Source organism: Trueperaceae bacterium, from assembly GCA_002707365.1.
GTDB lineage: Bacteria > Deinococcota > Deinococci > Deinococcales > Trueperaceae > UBA6957.
The window spans coordinates 109111-128830 of record PAMQ01000015.1; the positions used below are offsets into that span (position 1 = coordinate 109111).

Below are 19720 nucleotides of genomic sequence, written 5' to 3' on the forward strand. Positions count from 1 at the left end.
TTATGCATAAACAAGTCTCGAGAAAATCCCAGCCCACTGCCCAAAAGAAATGCCAAAGTCCCGCAATCACTGGTGAGAATTTAGTTAAGCATTACCTTCTAGGCGGGGAAGTTGTTAAAGCACTTGAAGGGGTCAGCTTGACAATAAACAGCGGAGAATTCGTAGCAGTTATGGGTCCAAGCGGAAGCGGTAAGAGTACCCTGCTCCATCTGCTAGGACTTCTGGAAATACCGGATACGGGCGAAGTACTCATTGAGAATCAGCGCACTTCCCTACTGAATGACGATGATTTGACCATGATGCGACGAAATCGACTCGGCTTTGTATTTCAGAACTTTGAGTTGATCCCTAATCTGTCGGCACGTGAAAATATCCTCCTTCCTGCAGAAATAAGCGGCAACCAACATGAGGCTGCAGATCGCCTTAAACAACTTTCCATCAATCTTGCAATCCATGATCGCTTACAACACAAACCTCGTGAACTTTCCGGAGGCCAACGACAGCGAGTTGCTTTAGCTCGAGCCTTAATTAATAGTCCCGCAGTTATATTGGCCGACGAACCCACGGGAAATCTTGACAGCCAAACAGGCACAGATGTTCTACAAATACTCCGCGAAGGGGTAAATCTCCATGATTGGACTGTCCTAATTGTCACCCATGACCCAAAAGCCGCTCTCTTTGCTGATCGTATAGTTTTCTTGCGCGATGGCAACCTCTCAGGTGAGGTCAACACCCTCGATAGTAACGTTAGAGAGGTGATCGAGACCTTTATAGGGAAGTCATAGTCCTTCTTCAGTCAACCTAAACAATCTGTTAAAACCCGGCCCACCTCAGCAATATATTGTTTGAATCATAATTAGAATTCCTGAAACACAGGTGACCAAACTACTTGATTTCTCTAGCTATCTTTCCTACCATCTCTCACACCAAGATCTTTTCCCGAATCTAGTACTGTCAAGTCAAATTGTCGAACACTACAATAACCGCAGATTATTGACCGAAACAGTCAGGCAGATCTATACTACACATATTGTGTAATATACTCATAGGGGGTTGCATGTCGGCTTGCAAGGTTTTGCTGTTATGCGGTGGTCGATCCGAAGAACATGACGTTTCTCTCTCTTCGGCGCGATCAGTCCTAAAAGCTGGCATTACAGGGATCGAAATAACTCCATTGGTTGTAGACAAGAATGGAACGTGGCTTTCTCTTAAACAGTCTATCCAACTATTAGACGGACAAAATCTTTCCGTCGTAGACCCCGATTCCAAAGTCCGCTTAGATTTCGGGTTACTAGAAAACCAACAATACGACGTCATCTTTCCTCTTTTTCACGGCCCGTATGGTGAAGATGGGAGTATCCAGGGTCTCCTGAAATTGCTTAATTTACCCCATGTTGGTACAGGAACTCTAGGGAGCTCTGTGGGGATGGACAAGATCATAATGAAACAAGTATTCGCCTCCTGTGGCTTACCACAGGTAGATTTCAGGACGATCTTGTCCATCAATTGGCGCAAAAATCCAGAAGCAGTTCTAGTTGATCTAGAATCACTAAGAATGCCAGTTTATGTTAAGCCAGCTAACTTGGGCTCTAGCATTGGTATTTCCCGAGTCGATACACCAAAGCTGCTGTCATCAGCAATTGAAAACGCCTTAGAACACGATCGTCGAGTCATAGTTGAACAGGGCCTAACAGGAATACAGGAGCTAGAAGTTGGCGTTCTCGGTAATGATGAGCCGTCTACAAGCGTGGTGGGGGAAGTAAGTTACACCTCAGACTTCTACAATTACACATCCAAATACACAGACGGCCTTACGAATCTTATAATCCCAGCACCTGTAAGCCAAAAGATTGCAACTAGCTGTCGCCAACTCGCATTACAGGCTTTTCAAGCTATTGACTGCGCAGGTCTAGCTCGAGTGGACTTCTTCTACGATTCGACACGTTGCCAGATCTACGTCAACGAAATCAACACGATGCCAGGCTTCACTGATACTAGTATGTACCCCAAGCTCTGGAAAGCTTCGGGACTTTCCTACAAAACGCTAGTTGCCAACTTAATTAATTTAGCAATGGAACCTCGATAAGGAAATCACCAAGGGCTATACTAGAAACAATCCCAGTTGGAGGTACTTGCCGCCAAGCCAAAAACCACTTACAACGTAGAGCACACTTTAAGATCAAACTCCGCGCCTCAGGTACCCCTCCACAGTGTTAACGGAGCACAGGTTCTGATTTTGAACGCCAGCTACGCGCCACTTCATGTTTGTTCAGTTAAAAGGGCGGTATCCCTCCTTATGCACGAAGTGGCAGAACGGGTCGAGGATGCCGAAACCGTTCTCCGTTCACCGCAAACAGTGTTTCTGGTCCCTAGTGTCATTAGGCTTAAACGTTACGTGCGAAGGCCGATCAAGCATCGTGTTACTTTCAACCGAAAAAATGTCTTTCGGCGAGACAACCTCACCTGTCAATACTGTGGTAGTCGAACTAATCGTCTTACCCTTGACCATGTTTTCCCAAGAAGCCGCGGCGGCATAACCGCCTGGACCAATGTAGTTGCATGTTGTTTTCGTTGCAACTCGCGCAAGCGTGATCGTACCCCACAAGAGGCAAATATGGAGCTCAACAAACGACCTTATGCGCCACGTTTCTTCTTCACCTCTTCGTATGGATTTATGCCCGATCTAGACCCAATATGGAAAAAATATCTTCCCATGTCCTAACATCACTTGGTTTCGCCTTCGGAACAGTTCTAATCCTTAGGCATAAGAAATCCAAAGATCCCCTTAATCTCCCTCTAACTAGCCAGATTATTTACTAACTCTGAATAAAAGCCATACAGTCAAAACAGGTCCTAACCATCACCATGAAAGACGGTTATCTGGCTCCCCATAGTGATCTGTATCACGCTAGACGGTATGCTCCGATATATGGCTGCACCACGGATCATAGGGGGACGGGCAAAAGGAGCCCAGCTAACTACTGTTAAAGGTAAAACCAGGCCAACACCGAGTCGATTACGAGAAGCATTATTCGATATACTTGCATTCAAATCTAAAGGTACTTTTCTAGACCTTTACAGCGGCACTGGAGTAGTCGGACTCGAAGCAGCCAGTCGAGATTGGAACGTTACGTGCGTAGAGGTTGACGAAACTATAGCCCGAACAATCCGCCTTAACGCGCGTAAACTGAAACTAGATATCTCTGTAACCTGTGCCGACGCCCTTTCGTACGTCCAGGAGAACAAGTTCAAGCCCGATGTAGTCTTTGTGGACCCGCCTTACGAACTAAACCTCATAGAAATCTTCACAAATATCGAAAGCTATCTTGGAATGGGAGTGCGAATTATTGCCTTACAATTTCCATCAAATCTAGATATTTCTCAATGCAATTGGAAGCAGGAAAGGCATTTCGAAATACGGCGTTATGGCAGTAATTCGCTAGCACTGCTCCACTAGCAGTAAGTAACTACACGCTTTATGAGGGTATTAGCACCTCATGCTAAAGTGGGACAATGCGGAATAGTGACCTCATGGTTGATATGGGTCGCTTGGCAGAGAAAGGCTTCAATGCTCGGTTTCCTCCAAAACATTTTTGATAACAATTATCGTGATGTACGACGCCTAGAAGGCGAAGTAGTTGCCGCGGTCAATTCTCTTGAAGAAAAATCACAAAATTTGGATAATCTCGCTGAAGAATTTAGCGTTCTTAAGCGTCGCCACCTCGAAGGTGGCGAAACGCTAGAAACTCTTCTCCCGGAAGCATTTGCGTTGACTAGAGAATCTATGGTCAGAAATATGGGAATGCGCCATTACGATGTCCAGCTTATCGGTGGCGCCGCTCTGCACTACGGGCGAATAGCTGAAATGAAAACAGGTGAGGGAAAAACTTTTGTTGCCACGCTTGCACTTGCGCTTAATACTCTTCCCGGTAAGGGTACCCATCTCGTAACTACAAATGATTACCTTGCTCGCACAGGTGTGGAGTGGATGGGACCTATATTCCGGGGGCTTGGCCTTAGAGCCGCTGTTATTGAACACTCTACTGATTCAGAATCTCGACGTGATGCGTACCGAGCTGACATCACTTATATCACCAACAGCGAATTGGGGTTCGATTATTTGAGGGACAATATGGCTTTCCAGCCGGACCAACTCGTATTGCGAGAAGTTAACCCACTACACTATGCCATCATCGATGAAGTCGACTCTATTCTCGTTGACGAGGCTCGCACGCCGCTCATTATCTCGGGCCCAACTGAAGTAGCTACCGATATGTACTTTACGATGGAGAAAATAGCTCGTAAGTTGGAAAAGGGTGAACCTGGCGAAGGCGAAACGCCACCAACCGGTGACTACACAACAGATGAAAAAAGCAAAGATATCCACCTTACAGAGTCAGGAATCACTAAAGCCGAATCCTTGCTTGGGATCGAAGATATCTTTAGCGCACAAAATATGGAGACGGGTCACATGTTACGGCAGGCCCTTAGGGCAACTGAACATTATCAACGCGACCAACAGTACGTGAGGGATGACACTGGCCAAATCGTAATCGTAGATGAATTTACTGGTCGATTAATGCCTGGACGTCGCTTCGGCGAAGGCCTCCATCAAGCCATCGAGGCGAAAGAAGGCGTAAAGATCGAGCGTGAAAATCAAACTCTCGCGACTGTAACCTATCAAAACTTCTTCAAGCTTTACGACAAGATCTCTGGAATGACAGGCACAGCTAAGACAGAGGAAAAGGAGTTTCAAGAAATTTACGGTAGTGATGTACTTGTTATCCCAACGAACATGCCGATCATCCGGACTGATTTCGAGGACGTAGTCTACCGAACTGTTCCTGGAAAATTCAACGCTGTCGTCGAAGAAATAGTTCAAATCCATAACAATGGCCAACCTATATTAGTCGGTACAGTAACCATTGAGGCGTCAGAAACCCTCTCTAAAATGCTTAGTCGGAAAGGCGTTACTCATGAGGTTCTAAACGCTAAATTTCATGACCGTGAAGCAGAGATAGTTGCCCAGGCAGGCAGAAGTGCTGCAGTAACAATTAGCACAAACATGGCTGGGAGAGGAACTGATATCGTACTTGGCGGAAATCCCGAGATGCTTGCTCGTCAACTGCTTGAGCGAGAAGGGTTTGAACGATACGACACGAACACTGAACTGTTCATTAAAGCAGTGATGCTTGGAAAATCCGAAGAAGCCCGTTCAATCGCATCAACACTTACTGACCTACCAGAAAACATTATCCTCCGTCTTGAGAAAATTCGGGACGAAGCCCAAGCCGACCAGGCAAAGGTTATAGAGCTTGGCGGCCTGCACATCATAGGAACCGAAAGGCACGAGTCGCGGCGTATAGATAATCAACTCCGAGGCCGTTCCGGTCGCCAAGGAGACCCAGGATCCAGCCGCTTTTACGTCAGTTTCGACGACGACCTGATGCGCTTGTTCGCAAATGAACGGGTACTGGGAATGATGGACCGCCTTGGGATGGACGACAACCAGCCAATTGAGGCGAAGATGGTGACGGGTGCAATCGAACGTGCCCAAAAACGAGTTGAAGACCGTAATTTTGGCATCCGAAAGCAACTACTCGAATACGACAACGTAATGAGCAAGCAGCGGGAAGTAATCTACCGTCAAAGACGTGACATTCTACTTGGGACCGACATTAGCGAAGATGTGAAAGACATGATTGCTGAATACATAGACTCACAAGTACAGAACTATCTGAATCCTGAACTTGAGCCTGAAGAACAAGACATCGGCACTATGAAAGCTGGAGTGTTAGAAGCAGTGCCATCACTTGAAACATTTGACTTCGAAGCGCTTCGTGGTAAGACCCCAGACGAGGGTACCCAGGAATTAATCCCGGTCTTGGAAGAAGCATACTCGACGCGTGAACAAGAGGTCACTCCCGAACTACTCAGACAACTTGAACATTTTATTGTTCTCCAGGTAGTCGATCAACACTGGAAAGAACATCTTCATAACATGGATATTTTGCGTCAAGGTATCGGTCTTCGTGGTTATGGACAGAGGAATCCTCTTCAAGAATACGCGTTTGAGGGTTTCAATCTCTTCGAAGAAATGAAATCCTTAATACGCCTTAACGCTGCCAAGCTCCTTTTCCGAGTCCAAATCAATACCGACAATAGACTAGAACGTCGTAAGCACCAACGTGGCGTCAACTACAGTACAGACCAGATGCTCCTTGGAGATCCTAACCTCGGAGCTAAAACTGGACCTGTCAAACCAGTCCAGAGAGAAGAGAAAGTTGGCCGTAACGACCCTTGCCCTTGTAATAGTGGAAAAAAATATAAACACTGCCATGGGAGGGCAGCCGCCTAGACTAATTAACGAAACCTTACTATTTTTATTACGAATGTGAAATTATGAAGCCCTTTCTTGACCAACTCCAAAAGCGCATCGACCATCACGATACCCGTGTGTGCCTAGGTATCGATCCAAGGCCCACTCAGCATCCTTCTACCAACCCAGCTAACCATGACGGTGACCCTGCCCAGGTAGCTCGGGCCGTCGTTAACTACTTTAGAGCTATACTCGAAGAAACTGAAGATTTAATCGCATGCGTTAAACTACAAATTGCCTTTTTCGAAGGCATGGGCGTCTCTGGACATATAGCTCTAGCACAACTACTTGCCGATTGTCGTTCCCTAGGTATACCTACAATCCTAGATGCTAAACGAGGTGACATAGGGTCTACTGCAGAAGCTTACGCAGGTGCCTATCTTGCTGATGGCGTATTCTCAAGTGACGCTCTAACGGTGAACCCATATTTGGGGTTTGACAGCTTAGATCCTTTCGTAAGCTCGGCGGTTAGCAATGGTCGTGGTTTATTCGTCCTAGTAAAGACCTCGAACCCAGGAAGTCGCGACTTGCAGGATCTTGTTTTGGCATCTGGAAAGCTAGTTTATCGTCAACTTGCTGAAGAATTGCATAAACTAGCAGCCAAGTATGGGACTGACCACACGTTCTCCCCCATTGGGGCTGTTGTAGCGGGTACGTTCCCCGAAATCCTTGCAGAAATTAGGGCCATATTGCCTAAAAGTCTTTTGCTTGTACCTGGATTCGGTGCTCAAGGAGCAGGCCCAAAAGCTGTTTCAGCTGCTTTTATGCCTGGGGGTCAAGGAGCTATCATCAATGCTAGTAGATCTCTAACGTATCTGGGTGAACACACTGACTTCTGGGTTCAATCAAGGCAGGCAACCCTCGACATGAGGGATGCCCTTAATCGCCAGATTACTACTGCGAGTAGTTAGGTGTAACCAGATAGTAGAAGATACGGTGTGGGGAAAAGTTAATCTGCAAATGAGGCAAGATCTTAATTAGAGTTAGAACATCCAGTTTTGGACCACTAAAAACAGTTGAATATGCCTCTAAATTAGAAACCTCGGGAGCGTCAAAAGAAAACACCCCAATCTCGTCCCCTGCGTCAACAAGTCTTGGTAGATAATCTCCACGATCGGGGATTCCAGAAACTATGTACATTTCTGTATTGTCTTGTAAAAGAAATAGTTCCCGGGCTATTTCTTCGGTAGCTGATATCCAGTCTGTGACGCCTATGGCACACGTCTCTAAGTGCTGCACAATCGAATCAGGCGTGACAGGCGAAGGGACACCTTCAGGTGGACGGAAGACTATTAACCTAGGGTATCTGGTCCAATTCCAAATGAGAGCCATAAAGCCTACCCTTGTAGAATCGTTAGTAAGCGTGGTGATAACTGCGAGAGGCCGTACTACCTTAGCTACACTTTCCAAAGCTAATGCCAAGTCTTTAACAAGATCAGCATTTGTTAAAGATGGCCCCACAAGGACTTCCGACACCCCATACCACCCTACAAAAGACGAGATCATGTTACGCCAGGATGATGCATCAATTACTCCTGGTTCCCAGTCTTTTGGTAACAGGTGACGTTTCTCTAAAAAAACAGCTTCCCGGTATTTTGGATCAGCCTCATCAAATTTCAAAGATTGCTCAAAAACGAACGGTGGGAGAGCCGGCTCGACCATTGCCACTGCCCGGGTCAACGCATTGGCTGCAAATACACCAGTCGCCTGGGCTTGCAACTCCTCATCATTGTATATACCTAAAAGCTCGTCCTCGCATATTTGCGCTATGCCAGACGGAAAACCTATAAGAATAATAGTCGCAGCAACAATCTTACTCCTCATCATTGGATAAGATCCTAACCGTATCTACAAAGTCCTCGGCAGAGGAAAAGCCATGCCTGTATTTTTAATCGTTATTCCAAAACAAGAAGATACGGATACAGGTCCGGAGCCCCGGAAAGGAGTTGCATCTCTAATTCTGGGAAATCCTTCTCGATTTTTTCCAATAGCTCCTGTGCGACCTCTAATCCTGAACCCGCACTAAAGAAAAGGGTTCCTATCTCAAATTCAGTAAGATCAATCTTCCTCAGGAGCCCCAACAGGCAATCTTTCGTTTCACTATCACTGTACTGCAATTCACCATTTACTAGACCAATCGCTTGCCCTTCTTTAACGGAAATATCATCTATATCAGCATCGCGACTAGCAACGGTTATCTCGATCGTTAGCGAAAGATTAGCTGCAGCCCTCATCTCATCAATCTGAGAACTAGCTTCCTGATTCTCCTGAAAAAGCACGGCTGCAGCTAATCCAGCTCCAAGGGTATTAGTTGGGATAACATAAATTTCTTTATCGGGCAGCAACTCGGTCACACGCTCTGCAGCCATAACGATATTCTTATTATTAGGGAGTACTATCACCTGATCAGCCCCGACACTCCGAACAGCATCCGCAATATCCTCAACACTAGGGTTATCAGTTTGCCCTCCACCAACAACACGGGCTCCGAGTCCTCGAAACACCTTAGTAATGCCGTAACCACTACTCACAGTCACCAAACCACTCCGACTAGGCTCAGCATCGGATAATTCAGCCCCCGCTAGGATCTCAGAATGTTGTTCACTCATGTCTTCAACCTTCGCTCGCACCATCTTTCCAAACTTAGCGACAGTTGCCAGCAGACGTTCTGGATCTTCAGTGTGAATATGACCTTTCACAAACCCCTCAGCCCCAACAACCAGAAGAGAATCGCCAAACGGCCGGACAATTTCCTGAATTGTCTTTGTTGGGGCCTCAACTTCAGAAAGAAGAAACTCTGTACAAAACCCAAATTCTTCCTCTTCAAATTGTTCTTGGGCGCGCCGAGTGATGATTGGTGGTAATGGTAGTTCTGTCCCCTCCTGAAAGGCTATTAATCCTTCAAGTAACCTCACATATCCAAGGCCACCAGCGTCAACAACCCCGGCCTGTTTCAATACTTCAAGTTGCTCAGGAGTCTCTTTAAGAGCAGCACGGGCAGCCTCAAGAGCCGATCTGAGAACCTCAACAGTAGCTCCTCGGCTACCCTGGGCTTCTTCTGCAGCTTTTCGCACCACGGTAAGAATAGTACCCTCGACAGGTTCAATAACAGCTGCGTAAGCAGCTTTAGATGAGGCAGATAGAGCTAACTTTAGCTCTGTTGGGCCAACGGAATTACATGACTTTATGCTTTCAGAAAACCCTTTGAGAACCTGACTTAAAATCACCCCCGAATTTCCTCTAGCACCAAGCAAAGAACCGTAGGCGAGAGCATGAGCTAACTGTGCAAAGTTGCTAATTGTCTCTTCGTTCAACTCTCTCCGGACAGATTGCATAGTTAGGTGCATGTTCGTTCCAGTATCACCATCGGGTACTGGGTAAACGTTCAGAGCATTTATTTCATCTGTAAAGACCCCGAGCCATTCTGTGGCATAAAGAAAAGCACTCGCAAGGTCAACAGCGCTCAAGTTATCTTTCGTAGCCACGCGTCACCTCCGAGCAATCCGAAATGGGTACAGAGGGGAAGCATTAATTCTCAACCCGACTTCTCATAATCTAAGGCCCTCCTTCAATTTGAACAATCTATCCTTAAAGAGTCTACCCTGAACCTCACTAAGTTCCCGATCCTGAGAATCATTCTTCCCCTACCTCAACACCAATTGAGGTTGAACCAACATAAGCCTCCCCAGATATAGCAAACCTCCTTGCGCTCTCGAGGACTTTTTCCAACCAGTTTCGGTCACTACTTATCGAAACCACGCCAAGGCGCTCGCAATTCCGATTTTCCGCCCCAGCAAGGCGGGCGACCGATACGGGAAAGCGAGAACGAAGCTTCTCGACTACGGGTACGACTATTGACCGTTTCTCCTTCAAGGTCTTTACCCAAGACAGGTCCAACTCAAGAAAGGGCACACCGAAATAGGTAGCTTGACTCACTACGGCTCGTACCTCAGATTCCAAAGTTAAAAGAAATTAAATTGGATCAAATATAGGACCAAACCAAAGACAGTGATAACCTGCGGAAGCCAGTATTTGGCGATCTAGCTTTCAATACTCCCCTTAGGCAATTGACTCTGGACCTACCTATCCAAAAGCTTCAGCTTACCCCAATTATATGGCTTTTGTTAGACAACTAACTCACGGCCTAATCTGAGAACCAAGGCGCCTGCCATACAGTGCCATAGGCCTCACTTCGAACCCTTTTTCCTCTAAAACGCTCAGGGAAGCTTCATCGCTCAACACAAGTTCAAGTTCAATGCTATAAACTCCTGAATCGTAGGCACTTTTAATTACTGCCTCTAAGAGAGCCGCTCTTACATAAGATTGATTTTCAGACGAAACTACTCGCCGAACACGAACTGATGGTTGTGAACCATCCCACATAGCATGACCTAGTATAAAACCGGTAATCATGCCTGTTTCTTCTGCTGTGAAAGAATGTCCCGTCCTAGAATAGAATGACAACTGCGCACGACCGACCATCGGGTCAAGCAAGTGAGCAGTGGAATAGGAAACATCTATCGGGATCAAAGCGTACTCATCTTCAGGTCCCAATGGCCTTATGAGCGGAGCCACGTTCCCGATCTCCCTCCACTCTTTGAGAGAAGCCGGATGGCCTGAATCTCGATACCTTTGTCCATGCCTTTAAGCATGTCGTAAAGGGTCAAGGCGGCTACCGAAACAGCAGTCAAAGCCTCCATCTCAACCCCAGTTTGAGCTGTAGTCTTACAAAGAGCTTCGAAGCGTACTAGAGGAACATCTAACTCACCTTGCACTTGTACGGACGAAAGAGGTATTTGGTGGCATAAAGGGATAAGATCCGAAGTCTTCTTAGCTGCCATTATCCCAGCTAACTCAGCAACCGAGATCGGATCGCCCTTACTCATTGATCTTTCCTCAAATACACCAGTTGCATCTTTAGACAGAACGACTACAGCCTCGGCAACAGCTACCCTGGACGTGGCAGATTTATCACTCACATCGACCATTACTGGGTGACCTTCTTTAAAGTGATTAGACATAGCGTCTATTATAGAACTGTCATTAACCAAGTACATTTGCGATGCGCTCAAATGCCAACAAATCAGAAATCGACTGGTCCCACGTTGTATAGCCTGCCTCAACAAAGTATAGACCCCTCGGCGATACATTTTTCCCGGCTTGAGAACGATCCTTCGATTCGAGAATATTATCAACTTGCTCCACCGAGATTTTTCCACTACCTACCAAGATTAAAGTTCCTACGATGGCCCTCACCATATTCCTAAGAAAGCCGTCTCCCGCTATATGAAGCCTGTACTCGGCATGGGATCTTTCAAGTGTGCACATGTGTACAGTCCTAATCCTAGACCTGGTTTCCTGAGTAGCAAGCGCAGAAAAATCACGGGAACCTTCAAATACCTTGGCAGCCCTGGACATAGCACCCTGATCTAATTGAGAAAAAACTGGAAAAACTCTAGCCCGGTTTAGCGCCAAACCAAAACGCTCTTCTCGACAAACCCAAAAGCGGTATAGGTACCGTCGATACTTGCATCCAAATTGCGCTTCAAATTGATCATCAACAGTCTCGACCTTTAGCACAACCACATCGTTGGGCAAGTAAGCGTTAAGGGCCTGAGACAACTTCTTATCTGGGATTGTAGATTGGACATCAATATGGCCCACCATTCCCAAGGCATGAACCCCAGCATCTGTACGACCAGCTCCAGAGATACTACTTCGCTTACCAGGTAATTGGTCAAAAGCCTTCTCAAGAACTGCCTGGACGGTACGTTCGCCAGCAGCTTGGCGTTGCCACCCTGAAAACTCGGTACCGTCAAATTCAATAGTCAATCGAAGGCGCCGCATTATCTACGACCGCCTTAAACTTAATCCCCAGGAGCGGGCAACAACAGGAACTAACACAATGCCAACATAGGCAAGAATAAGGTATCTAATAAACCCCAGAACCACATGATCTTTAACTACCTCAGAGAGCAAAATGCTAGTGCCAAATAGATAACCAAAGACCATTACGAGGCCTAATCCAACAACAATAATCCGAGCTCGAGACTTTTCCGGTAGCTGGTGATTAACCAACATCGGTCCAGTCAGGAAGCCCGCCAAACCACCGAGAATTACATGAGAGTCTGTAGACGTAAAAATCAGATGGGCTAAGAAAGGTAAGGCCAACCCCAACACAAATCTCAACCAAGAAACAGAGTCCTTCCAAACTCTGTCAAGACCCAACCCCAAACTCATAATAGCTAACCCAATCAGCAGGCCTCCCACAACATCCACTGGCAGATGCAAACCCAAATATATTCTGCTAAAAGCAATTGCCAGAACCACCACCAAAGCAACAATCGTGAACATTCTCTTCTGGATGTAGATAGAAGCAAGGCCCCAGAAAGTTGCAGCACTCTGTGCGTGGCCACTGGGGAAGCCAGACCCTAAAGATCCCTTATCGACATTTTCTAAACGTAAAACTGTTTGGTCTAACTCAAATGGCCTAGCCGTATCAAAAAGAATTTTTAATTGCTGATTTAAAAAGGCTCCTCCAAGAAAATAGACGGCGATGCGCCGACCTGTCGCAGGATTAAATCCCAAATACCAGATCAGTAGAAAGGTAATATAGGCTTCCTCAGATCCAAGCCGGGTAACCCCTGACATCACAACATCAAGAACTGGCGAAGCAAATTGTTGGACTAGAGTGATAATTTCCAATAAACGGCCCTCCAAGTTCTGAATCGATGGTAATTGTAGCAACTTCCGTAGGCTAGGCGCCTCTCATCTTGACAAGAACATGCCACCATAGGAGTGGCAACCCTTACTGACTATCCTAGTAACAGTTAGCCGTTGCCACCCTGGTACCTAAAATGGCCCTACCCAATATTGAAGACACTATCGCTGCGATCGCAACCCCACCAGGTACGGGAGCAATTGGCGTAGTACGGCTTTCCGGACCTGAAAGCTATGTTATTGCTGATAAAATTTTCCAGCCCCAGAAGAAGTCACTACCAAGCTTAGAAACACCCAACACCGTCCTGCTCGGTACAGTTTATAAAAACGAGGAAATGATTGACCAAGCTCTCCTCCTAACTTTTCGAAGCCCCCATTCCTATACTGGACAAGATGTCATCGAACTACAAACCCATGGTGGGCCTGCTGTTCTGAAAGGGGTGCTCGGTGCCTGCATCGAACAAGGGGCCCGACTCGCCGGCCCAGGAGAATTCACGCTCCGGGCATACCTTTCAGGCCAAATTGACCTGATTCAAGCTGAGTCCGTACTTTCCTTAATAAATGCACAGACAGACCAAGCCCGTCGCCAAGCAATGCGCGGTCTAGCGAAAGAATTGAGTAAAAGAATTGACAAAATCCAAACTTACCTAATGAGCGTATACGCAGCTATCCAGGCTACCCTCGATTACCCAGAAGAGGGAGTTCCAGAGGCGGAAAAACAGATTCCTCTCGAACATGCTGAACGGAATCTTGAGGAATTACTGGCTACCGCCCAAGCAGGAGATATTACACAACGAGGTGCCCGCCTAGCTATTATCGGTAAACCCAACGCTGGTAAATCGAGCCTCCTGAATTCATTACTTGGGTACAAACGCTCAATAGTGAGCCCTCATTCAGGAACCACAAGGGATTATCTCGAAGTCCCCTTGGAATTTAATGGACTTCAAATTACTGCAATCGATACAGCTGGTATCCGAACTACGTCAGACCCGGTTGAAAAGGCTGGAGTTGAAAGTGCGCTCGATATCGCTGAGACAGCTGACCTTACACTATTAATTTTAGACCGAAGCGAACGTTTCTTGGAGAGTGACGCTGAATTTTACGGCAACCTCATTAAACCTTCTGTAATCACAGTTGCTACGAAGGCAGACCTTCCCCCGGCTTGGACCTCACTGCCCTGGATAGAAAAGCCACTTAAGGTATCATCTCAAACAGGAAAAGGACTTGAAAGTCTACGACGGGCCATTAGCGAAACTCTTTTGGCTGGATCTCAAACCACTGAACTATGGATTACTCTTGATAGACACAAAGCCCTCTTAGAGGACGCTCTTAAATTGGTCTATCGTGCAAAAGAAGCTCCAGAGGATCTCGCAGCACTAGATCTAGAAGTAGCTCTCACGAAACTGGGTCAAATTACAGGTCGCTCCGAAGTATCCGAAGAAACTATAGCCTATATATTTGCGCAATTCTGCGTAGGGAAGTAAAACCTAGAAAAAAAGTTTTTGTACTGTGCGTAATTAGCTCGGCACACCTATGGTTAATATCCCACTAAAGAGGTACCTTCTTCAAGACAAATTTATTTAGCAACGACCTCCAAGAACATACACTGCTCGGTAAACACGCAATCCATGCACGAAGAGGAAAAGACTGGCCGACCCTAAATCGGGAAACTATTCAAGCGTTCTCGTAATTTAGAATGTTCAACTAGGTATTTGGCCAACCCATTCAACCCGGAAGTCTTTAGCCTCAATGGCTTCAAGTATCTCAGCTTCCGACGAGTTCCTCATCCTCGGTAGTTCCGAGAACATATTCGCGTCAGAAGCTAGACCAACACGCACCGTCACAGGACCATCATCGCTCAAACGACCTATCCTCCAGAGCAAACTACCTGCGAGGTTAGTCAAATGCGACTCCGAAAGACCTGAATCCTCCAACGCTTCTGCCACTAAGCCGTTTAACATTTCTTCAGACATGATTTCCCTCAAAACTCACACATCAAGATTAACCTAACTGGCTTATGATCATTCAATATCCAGAGCTTGACAACTTTTTTTCTATGCTACCGTTGGTCCGTGAACCTTAAACCTGCTTTTCAGAGGTACGTAACACTTTTCTTCAAAGGCTTCGCCGTAGGTGGAGCCAACATTGTTCCAGCAATTTCTGGTGGAACAATGGCTCTTATCCTCGGAATTTATCCCAGACTTATAGGCTCCCTTGTCAGTTTGACGCGACCTGATTTCTTGAGGCTCCTAATACGTTTTCGGATTCGTAAGGCTCAACAATCTATAGACACCATATTCCTGTTAACCCTTGGGCTTGGCATTATTACGGCTGTATTAACTTTATCTAGGGGCTTAGAATGGTTATTAACAAATCACCATACTCTCCTCTTCAGCTTTTTCTTTGGCCTAGTACTCGGATCAGTAGTAAGTATGCTACGTAGCGCCACAAAATGGTATTGGACTCAATATACCTGCTTTGCCAGCGCAGCTCTGGGAGCATTTTTTTTGTTTAGCCTAGCACCAGCAAATACACCAACAACTCCTTGGTTTTTATTTCTTTGCGGGGGCCTATCCATCTGCGCCTTAATATTACCTGGCATCTCTGGGGCATATGTGCTGGTACTCCTAGGTAAATACAATCATCTTCTTGTTGCCATTAATTCTGGAGATCTTAGTGTATTGGGGCCAGTAGCTGCCGGATCACTTATTGGGTTACTTAGCTTTGTTCGCCTTTTGTCATGGCTCCTCAAGCATTACCAACACACTACACACGCAGTCTTGACAGGGTTAGTAATGGGCAGTCTCCGCAAATTATGGCCTTGGAATCTTACCGGAAACAAACTTTTAGACACCACCCCTACAGCACCTCAACTGGAGCAGATCAGCGTCGCTCTTATTTTGGCGCTTATAGGTTTTTTGACAGTGCTGGTCTTAGACCACCTTTCTGCCAAACAATAGATAAACTACACTCCCTAGGGACATTAGAAGTGATTACTTGTGTTCCGAGTGGACTATTAAAGATCATGTGCTCAAGCAATGAGCTCTTAATCAGGTAATCTTAAAAGCTTGTTCGTGCCTCATCTTCTTATCGGCCTGTTTGGGCAAAACAACAGTTTTCACATGTTCCCTTGAGACTAAAGACACATTTTCTACATACCCTTCTAAATTCACACTTCTCGTAACAAGCGAGTCAACTTTAATTCGACCTGAAGAAATAAGTTGAAGCGCAGATCCAAACGTATCACTGAAAGACCTACCCCCAACAAGCTGGATTTCCTTCTTCCACAGCAGGTGTGGTTCTATTGAGACTGTTTCGCCAGCCTTTGATACCCCGTAGCACAAAATCCTTCCCCCTGTTGCACACAAATCAATAGCGTGCCGAGTATATTCTGTGGCCCCCCGAGTATTGATAATGATGTCAGCTCCTTCTGGCAAACTCTGGTGAACCTCTGGAAAGCCATCCGAAGAAACTTGCAACACCTCATCTGCGCCAAGAGCCTTCGCCAACTGAAGCCTGAACGGAATGTTGTCAATTACAGTTACTCGCCGGGCACCACTAATATGAGAAAGCTGTACAAAAAGCTGAGCATTTACACCCCCACCTAAAATAGCCACCGACTCCCCTGGTTTAATAGAAATCCTACTTAAGGAGTGGAGGCAACAAGCCAGAGGTTCAACTAGGGTAGCCTCAACGAAACTAATGCTCTCGGAAAGAAGGTAACACTGCTCGGAAGTCACCTTGATTAGTTCGGCAAAACCTCCGCCGAAGGAAAGATCTGGGGCGAGTCGGTTTGGACAAAGATGAGCATTTCCTTTCCGGCAAGTGGGACAGTACCTACAAGGTCGATTCGGACTGACCACCACCCGGCTACCAACTGATAACCCCTCTGATCCCAATCCACATTGGATTATCGTACCAACGACTTCATGACCACCGATAACGGGATTCTGTAGTTGATGCATGCCCTGGGTTTCTACCTGATGCATACTGTAATCACCGCCACAGATTCCGCAGGCCTCAACTTGCGCAACAACCTCACCAGGTCCAGTAATTGGCACTGGGATGGATTCAACTCTAATATCTCTCGCACCGTAAGTTATAGCTGCACGCATCATCTAGAGCAGTATAAGGAACATGTGAGACGGTTGTAACCCCACGCACCGTAATGCCCAAATGTTAAATCCGCCTTCCTTATGAGTACCCGGTAAGTTAATAACGCATAACCACCCTAAATACCTTGGTAAGGTCCAATCACCTGCCAAAATTGTGCCCTAAAATCAGATCTACGAGATACGATAGATTCAATAACTACTGGAACAAAATGCTTGATATAGGTTGTTTGAGGATCCCCAAACGTTGTTTATCAAACACACCACCCACCTCGTACGGGCAAATACAGGATCTCGCGTGATTCGGACGCCCAATAATTAGGGCCAAACCTCCTACGATGGTAACGGTTAGACTAGTGTGGATGGCTCAGAACAAAGGAAAAACAAAACCTAGTGTCTCCGGAACAACAAAGAAGTCCTTTAAGAAGCGACTCGTGGAAGAGCTTCGGGGGTACATCGAAGCATTCGTTATTGCCTATTTCGTAATTACTTTTTTGTTCAACACTGTTGGTGTAGTCGGAAGTTCAATGCAACCTAATTTAAACGGCGGGGTAGGTAGCGGGAACATACTCAAATCCCTATTAACCGGTGACCGAGTATTCATTCCTAAATATGATAATTGGCTTAGGCGCATGAAAATCCTCGGCCCCTATCGGCGTGGGGAGATTGTGGTAGTACGCGAACCCCAGAACTCCCCTACCGCACAAGAACGAGATCGTCGTCCTTTTTTTATCAAACGAATTATTGCCGTTCCAGGTGACGAAGTGCGGATAGAAGCTGGTCAAGTATACGTTAACAATCACCCAATTAATCAGGACTTTATTTCCGCCACCGGACTGATAACACCTGACGCTATAGACTTTCCACTCGTGATAGTTGAGAACGGTGAGGTAACTAAAATGGCTGTCGATTTTGGCTACACGCCCCGAGGTACACCAATTCCACGACTGGCCCGCACCTATTTACCTTCTACGCCAATGGACGTTAGAGATCCGCGGATTCAGCTTTATTACAGCTCAACAATTAAAGCTCTCGCAGCTCCCAACAGCGACTTTTCTGTTAATACTCCTGTTGTCCTCAACATTATTGTCCCTAAACACCACTATTTCATCATGGGAGACAACCGGCAAAGTTCTAAGGGTGGTAGCGAGGATTCACGTTTCTTTGGGCCTGTTCGGTCATTAACAGTTGCCGGACGTGCTACAGCTGTAATCTGGCCACCTCAACGTGAAGGCATTTGGAATTGGCGCGTCCTCAAACCCCCAAAAGCTTTTGATGCTATTCCAAAACCAACAAGTCAGAATTGATCAAACATCCATATCGACTCAGAAATACCTGGTGGCGACTTGTCGTAAACTTCATTCTCTTGTTGGCCTTCGCGCTTGTATTTACAAACTTTGTTTATTCAATAGTAATCGTCCAGGGAAATTCAATGGTCCCGACGCTTCTCCCTGGTGAAATCGCCCTAGTCCCAAGGTACGAAACTTGGCTCCATCGCCTCGGGATTAAAAATTTTGGACAAAGGGATGTTGTTTTCTTCCGATCACCCATCGACCAAAAGCGCCACCTCATTAAACGAATCGTAGCAACTCCTGGTGACCGCATAATAATTAAAGATGGCCTGGTTTACATCAACGGTGATCTTTTATTCGAGCCTTATCTTAACCAGCTAACTGTAACCACTAACCTCCCTGAAATCGAAATATCCCCTGGTAAAGTGTTTGTCCTAAGTGACAATCGTCGTCCCTTAGAGTCACTGGATTCTAGACACTTTGGTCAAATTCCTTTTGGCTCAGTTGAGGGCCGGGCAGGCATAATCCTGTGGCCTCCGTTCGTGAACTTTGACAACCGCTTACACCGGAATATAAGGGTTATTAAATAGTGTACTAAATCACTACTTTTGGATTAAAGACCCATCAAGCCCTAATTCTGCAGCTTTAGCTTGCATAGCTTTGAGTACAAATTCGACGTGTTCCCATAGTTCTAAACCTAATTCTTCAGCTCCACGGCGAACATCGTCTCTTACAACACCCCGGGCAAAACCCTTATCCTTGAATTTCTTCTTTAAACTCTTGAGGGTTTGGTTAGCAATATCCTTGTCTGGCCTAACTAGTACTGCCGCAGTAATCAACCCAGTAATCTCATCGCAAGCATAGAGTACCTTGGCTAGGTCAGAAGTCCGCTTGACACCCGTATAATCAGCATGCCCTAGAATTGCATCTGCAATCAATTTGGGGTATCCGAGAGTTTGTAGATTTGCAACTCCTATATAGGGATGCCCCTTCTTATCCTCGCCATCTGCAATAGGATAACGTTCATAATCGTAGTCGTGTAATAGAGCTGCTATTCCCCAAATCTCCTCAGGAGCTCCTCTTTCACGAGCGTAGGCTGTCACGGCAGCCTCAACCGAAAGCATGTGCTTTCTTAAGCTTTCCGATTGCGTCCATTCCGTCATCAAACTGTAAGCCGCGTCTCTACTTAAATTCATTAATAACAGCATACATAGACC

Annotated in this window: 20 protein-coding genes; 10 read left to right on the forward strand and 10 right to left on the reverse strand. The window is 46.2% G+C overall.

Annotated elements, in window-relative coordinates; genetic code table 11:
* The first annotated feature begins 2 nt into the window (after positions 1 to 2).
* The 6 genes from CMO31_07465 (at position 3) to pyrF (ending at position 7290) form a co-directional block, all read left to right on the forward strand.
* On the forward strand, positions 3 to 785 hold the full coding sequence (locus tag CMO31_07465) for an ABC transporter ATP-binding protein (GenBank protein MAZ53832.1): 783 nt from the start codon (positions 3 to 5) through the stop codon (positions 783 to 785).
* Positions 786 to 1057: 272 nt separating this feature from the next.
* Positions 1058 to 2086 (forward strand): D-alanine--D-alanine ligase, encoded by a 1029-nt coding sequence (locus CMO31_07470; GenBank protein MAZ53833.1) that lies wholly within the window; start codon positions 1058 to 1060, stop codon positions 2084 to 2086.
* A 210-nt stretch (positions 2087 to 2296) separates the two neighbouring features.
* The gene (locus CMO31_07475; GenBank protein MAZ53834.1) at positions 2297 to 2722 is read left to right on the forward strand and encodes an HNH endonuclease; all 426 of its coding nucleotides are present in this window, start codon (positions 2297 to 2299) and stop codon (positions 2720 to 2722) included.
* 195 nt (positions 2723 to 2917) lie between these two features.
* Positions 2918 to 3457 carry an N-6 DNA methylase gene (locus CMO31_07480; protein MAZ53835.1) on the forward strand — a complete coding sequence of 180 codons (540 nt, stop codon included), beginning with the start codon at positions 2918 to 2920 and terminating at the stop codon, positions 3455 to 3457.
* Between the two features lie 111 nt (positions 3458 to 3568).
* Positions 3569 to 6358, forward strand: coding sequence for a preprotein translocase subunit SecA (locus tag CMO31_07485; protein MAZ53836.1), 2790 nt, complete (start codon positions 3569 to 3571; stop codon positions 6356 to 6358).
* Between the two features lie 44 nt (positions 6359 to 6402).
* A complete protein-coding gene (gene pyrF / locus CMO31_07490) occupies positions 6403 to 7290 on the forward strand; it encodes an orotidine-5'-phosphate decarboxylase (protein ID MAZ53837.1) in 888 nt (295 codons plus the stop codon).
* Here the strand turns inward: pyrF and CMO31_07495 are convergent.
* The 7 genes from CMO31_07495 to CMO31_07525 all read right to left on the reverse strand — a co-directional run bounded on the left by CMO31_07495 (position 7274) and on the right by CMO31_07525 (position 13084).
* Positions 7274 to 8206, reverse strand: coding sequence for a hypothetical protein (locus tag CMO31_07495; protein MAZ53838.1), 933 nt, complete (start codon positions 8204 to 8206; stop codon positions 7274 to 7276). The genes pyrF and CMO31_07495 overlap by 17 nt on opposite strands.
* A 68-nt stretch (positions 8207 to 8274) precedes the next feature.
* The gene (locus CMO31_07500) at positions 8275 to 9864 is read right to left on the reverse strand and encodes a kinase (protein MAZ53839.1); all 1590 of its coding nucleotides are present in this window, start codon (positions 9862 to 9864) and stop codon (positions 8275 to 8277) included.
* 148 nt (positions 9865 to 10012) lie between these two features.
* The gene (locus CMO31_07505; protein MAZ53840.1) at positions 10013 to 10291 is read right to left on the reverse strand and encodes a hypothetical protein; all 279 of its coding nucleotides are present in this window, start codon (positions 10289 to 10291) and stop codon (positions 10013 to 10015) included.
* Positions 10292 to 10516: 225 nt separating this feature from the next.
* Entirely contained in the window at positions 10517 to 10954 is a 438-nt protein-coding gene (locus tag CMO31_07510) for a (Fe-S)-binding protein (protein MAZ53841.1), read from the reverse strand.
* Positions 10939 to 11400 (reverse strand): cyclic pyranopterin monophosphate synthase MoaC, encoded by a 462-nt coding sequence (gene moaC / locus CMO31_07515; protein ID MAZ53842.1) that lies wholly within the window; start codon positions 11398 to 11400, stop codon positions 10939 to 10941. Before moaC ends, CMO31_07510 begins: the two co-directional genes overlap by 16 nt.
* 22 nt (positions 11401 to 11422) lie before the next feature.
* On the reverse strand, positions 11423 to 12226 hold the full coding sequence (locus CMO31_07520) for a tRNA pseudouridine(38-40) synthase TruA (GenBank protein ID MAZ53843.1): 804 nt from the start codon (positions 12224 to 12226) through the stop codon (positions 11423 to 11425).
* 3 nt (positions 12227 to 12229) lie between these two features.
* Positions 12230 to 13084: a hypothetical protein gene (locus tag CMO31_07525; protein MAZ53844.1), complete on the reverse strand. Its 855-nt coding sequence runs from the start codon at positions 13082 to 13084 to the stop codon at positions 12230 to 12232.
* 152 nt (positions 13085 to 13236) lie between these two features.
* Here CMO31_07525 and trmE point away from each other — a divergent pair, with 152 nt between their 5' ends.
* A complete protein-coding gene (trmE, locus tag CMO31_07530; protein MAZ53845.1) occupies positions 13237 to 14583 on the forward strand; it encodes a tRNA uridine-5-carboxymethylaminomethyl(34) synthesis GTPase MnmE in 1347 nt (448 codons plus the stop codon).
* Between the two features lie 216 nt (positions 14584 to 14799).
* Here trmE and CMO31_07535 read toward each other — a convergent pair whose 3' ends face one another.
* A complete protein-coding gene (locus tag CMO31_07535; GenBank protein MAZ53846.1) occupies positions 14800 to 15033 on the reverse strand; it encodes a hypothetical protein in 234 nt (77 codons plus the stop codon).
* 138 nt (positions 15034 to 15171) lie between these two features.
* Here CMO31_07535 and CMO31_07540 point away from each other — a divergent pair, with 138 nt between their 5' ends.
* On the forward strand, positions 15172 to 16059 hold the full coding sequence (locus CMO31_07540) for a DUF368 domain-containing protein (GenBank protein ID MAZ53847.1): 888 nt from the start codon (positions 15172 to 15174) through the stop codon (positions 16057 to 16059).
* A gap of 90 nt (positions 16060 to 16149) precedes the next feature.
* On the opposite strand, the gene CMO31_07545 is transcribed toward CMO31_07540, so the two are convergent.
* A complete protein-coding gene (locus CMO31_07545; GenBank protein MAZ53848.1) occupies positions 16150 to 17217 on the reverse strand; it encodes a hypothetical protein in 1068 nt (355 codons plus the stop codon).
* A gap of 332 nt (positions 17218 to 17549) precedes the next feature.
* Here CMO31_07545 and lepB (CMO31_07550) point away from each other — a divergent pair, with 332 nt between their 5' ends.
* The gene (lepB, locus tag CMO31_07550) at positions 17550 to 18518 is read left to right on the forward strand and encodes a signal peptidase I (GenBank protein MAZ53849.1); all 969 of its coding nucleotides are present in this window, start codon (positions 17550 to 17552) and stop codon (positions 18516 to 18518) included.
* Positions 18515 to 19093 (forward strand): signal peptidase I, encoded by a 579-nt coding sequence (gene lepB / locus CMO31_07555; protein ID MAZ53850.1) that lies wholly within the window; start codon positions 18515 to 18517, stop codon positions 19091 to 19093. Before lepB (CMO31_07550) ends, lepB (CMO31_07555) begins: the two co-directional genes overlap by 4 nt.
* Before the next feature lie 12 nt (positions 19094 to 19105).
* On the opposite strand, the gene CMO31_07560 is transcribed toward lepB (CMO31_07555), so the two are convergent.
* A complete protein-coding gene (locus CMO31_07560; GenBank protein ID MAZ53851.1) occupies positions 19106 to 19699 on the reverse strand; it encodes an HAD family hydrolase in 594 nt (197 codons plus the stop codon).
* Positions 19700 to 19720 lie beyond the last annotated feature (21 nt).

Bases quoted from the DNA above. Each gene is read 5' to 3' on its own strand.
- CMO31_07465 (MAZ53832.1), top strand. From the start codon at position 3: ATGCATAAACAAGTCTCGAGAAAATCCCAGCCCACTGCCCAAAAGAAA.
- CMO31_07470 (MAZ53833.1), top strand. From the start codon at position 1,058: ATGTCGGCTTGCAAGGTTTTGCTGTTATGCGGTGGTCGATCCGAAGAA.
- CMO31_07475 (MAZ53834.1), top strand. From the start codon at position 2,297: ATGCACGAAGTGGCAGAACGGGTCGAGGATGCCGAAACCGTTCTCCGT.
- CMO31_07480 (MAZ53835.1), top strand. From the start codon at position 2,918: ATGCTCCGATATATGGCTGCACCACGGATCATAGGGGGACGGGCAAAA.
- CMO31_07485 (MAZ53836.1), top strand. From the start codon at position 3,569: ATGCTCGGTTTCCTCCAAAACATTTTTGATAACAATTATCGTGATGTA.
- pyrF (MAZ53837.1), top strand. From the start codon at position 6,403: ATGAAGCCCTTTCTTGACCAACTCCAAAAGCGCATCGACCATCACGAT.
- CMO31_07495 (MAZ53838.1), bottom strand. From the start codon at position 8,206: ATGATGAGGAGTAAGATTGTTGCTGCGACTATTATTCTTATAGGTTTT.
- moaC (MAZ53842.1), bottom strand. From the start codon at position 11,400: ATGTCTAATCACTTTAAAGAAGGTCACCCAGTAATGGTCGATGTGAGT.
- CMO31_07520 (MAZ53843.1), bottom strand. From the start codon at position 12,226: ATGCGGCGCCTTCGATTGACTATTGAATTTGACGGTACCGAGTTTTCA.
- trmE (MAZ53845.1), top strand. From the start codon at position 13,237: ATGGCCCTACCCAATATTGAAGACACTATCGCTGCGATCGCAACCCCA.
- CMO31_07545 (MAZ53848.1), bottom strand. From the start codon at position 17,217: ATGATGCGTGCAGCTATAACTTACGGTGCGAGAGATATTAGAGTTGAA.
- lepB (MAZ53849.1), top strand. From the start codon at position 17,550: ATGGTAACGGTTAGACTAGTGTGGATGGCTCAGAACAAAGGAAAAACA.
- CMO31_07560 (MAZ53851.1), bottom strand. From the start codon at position 19,699: ATGAATTTAAGTAGAGACGCGGCTTACAGTTTGATGACGGAATGGACG.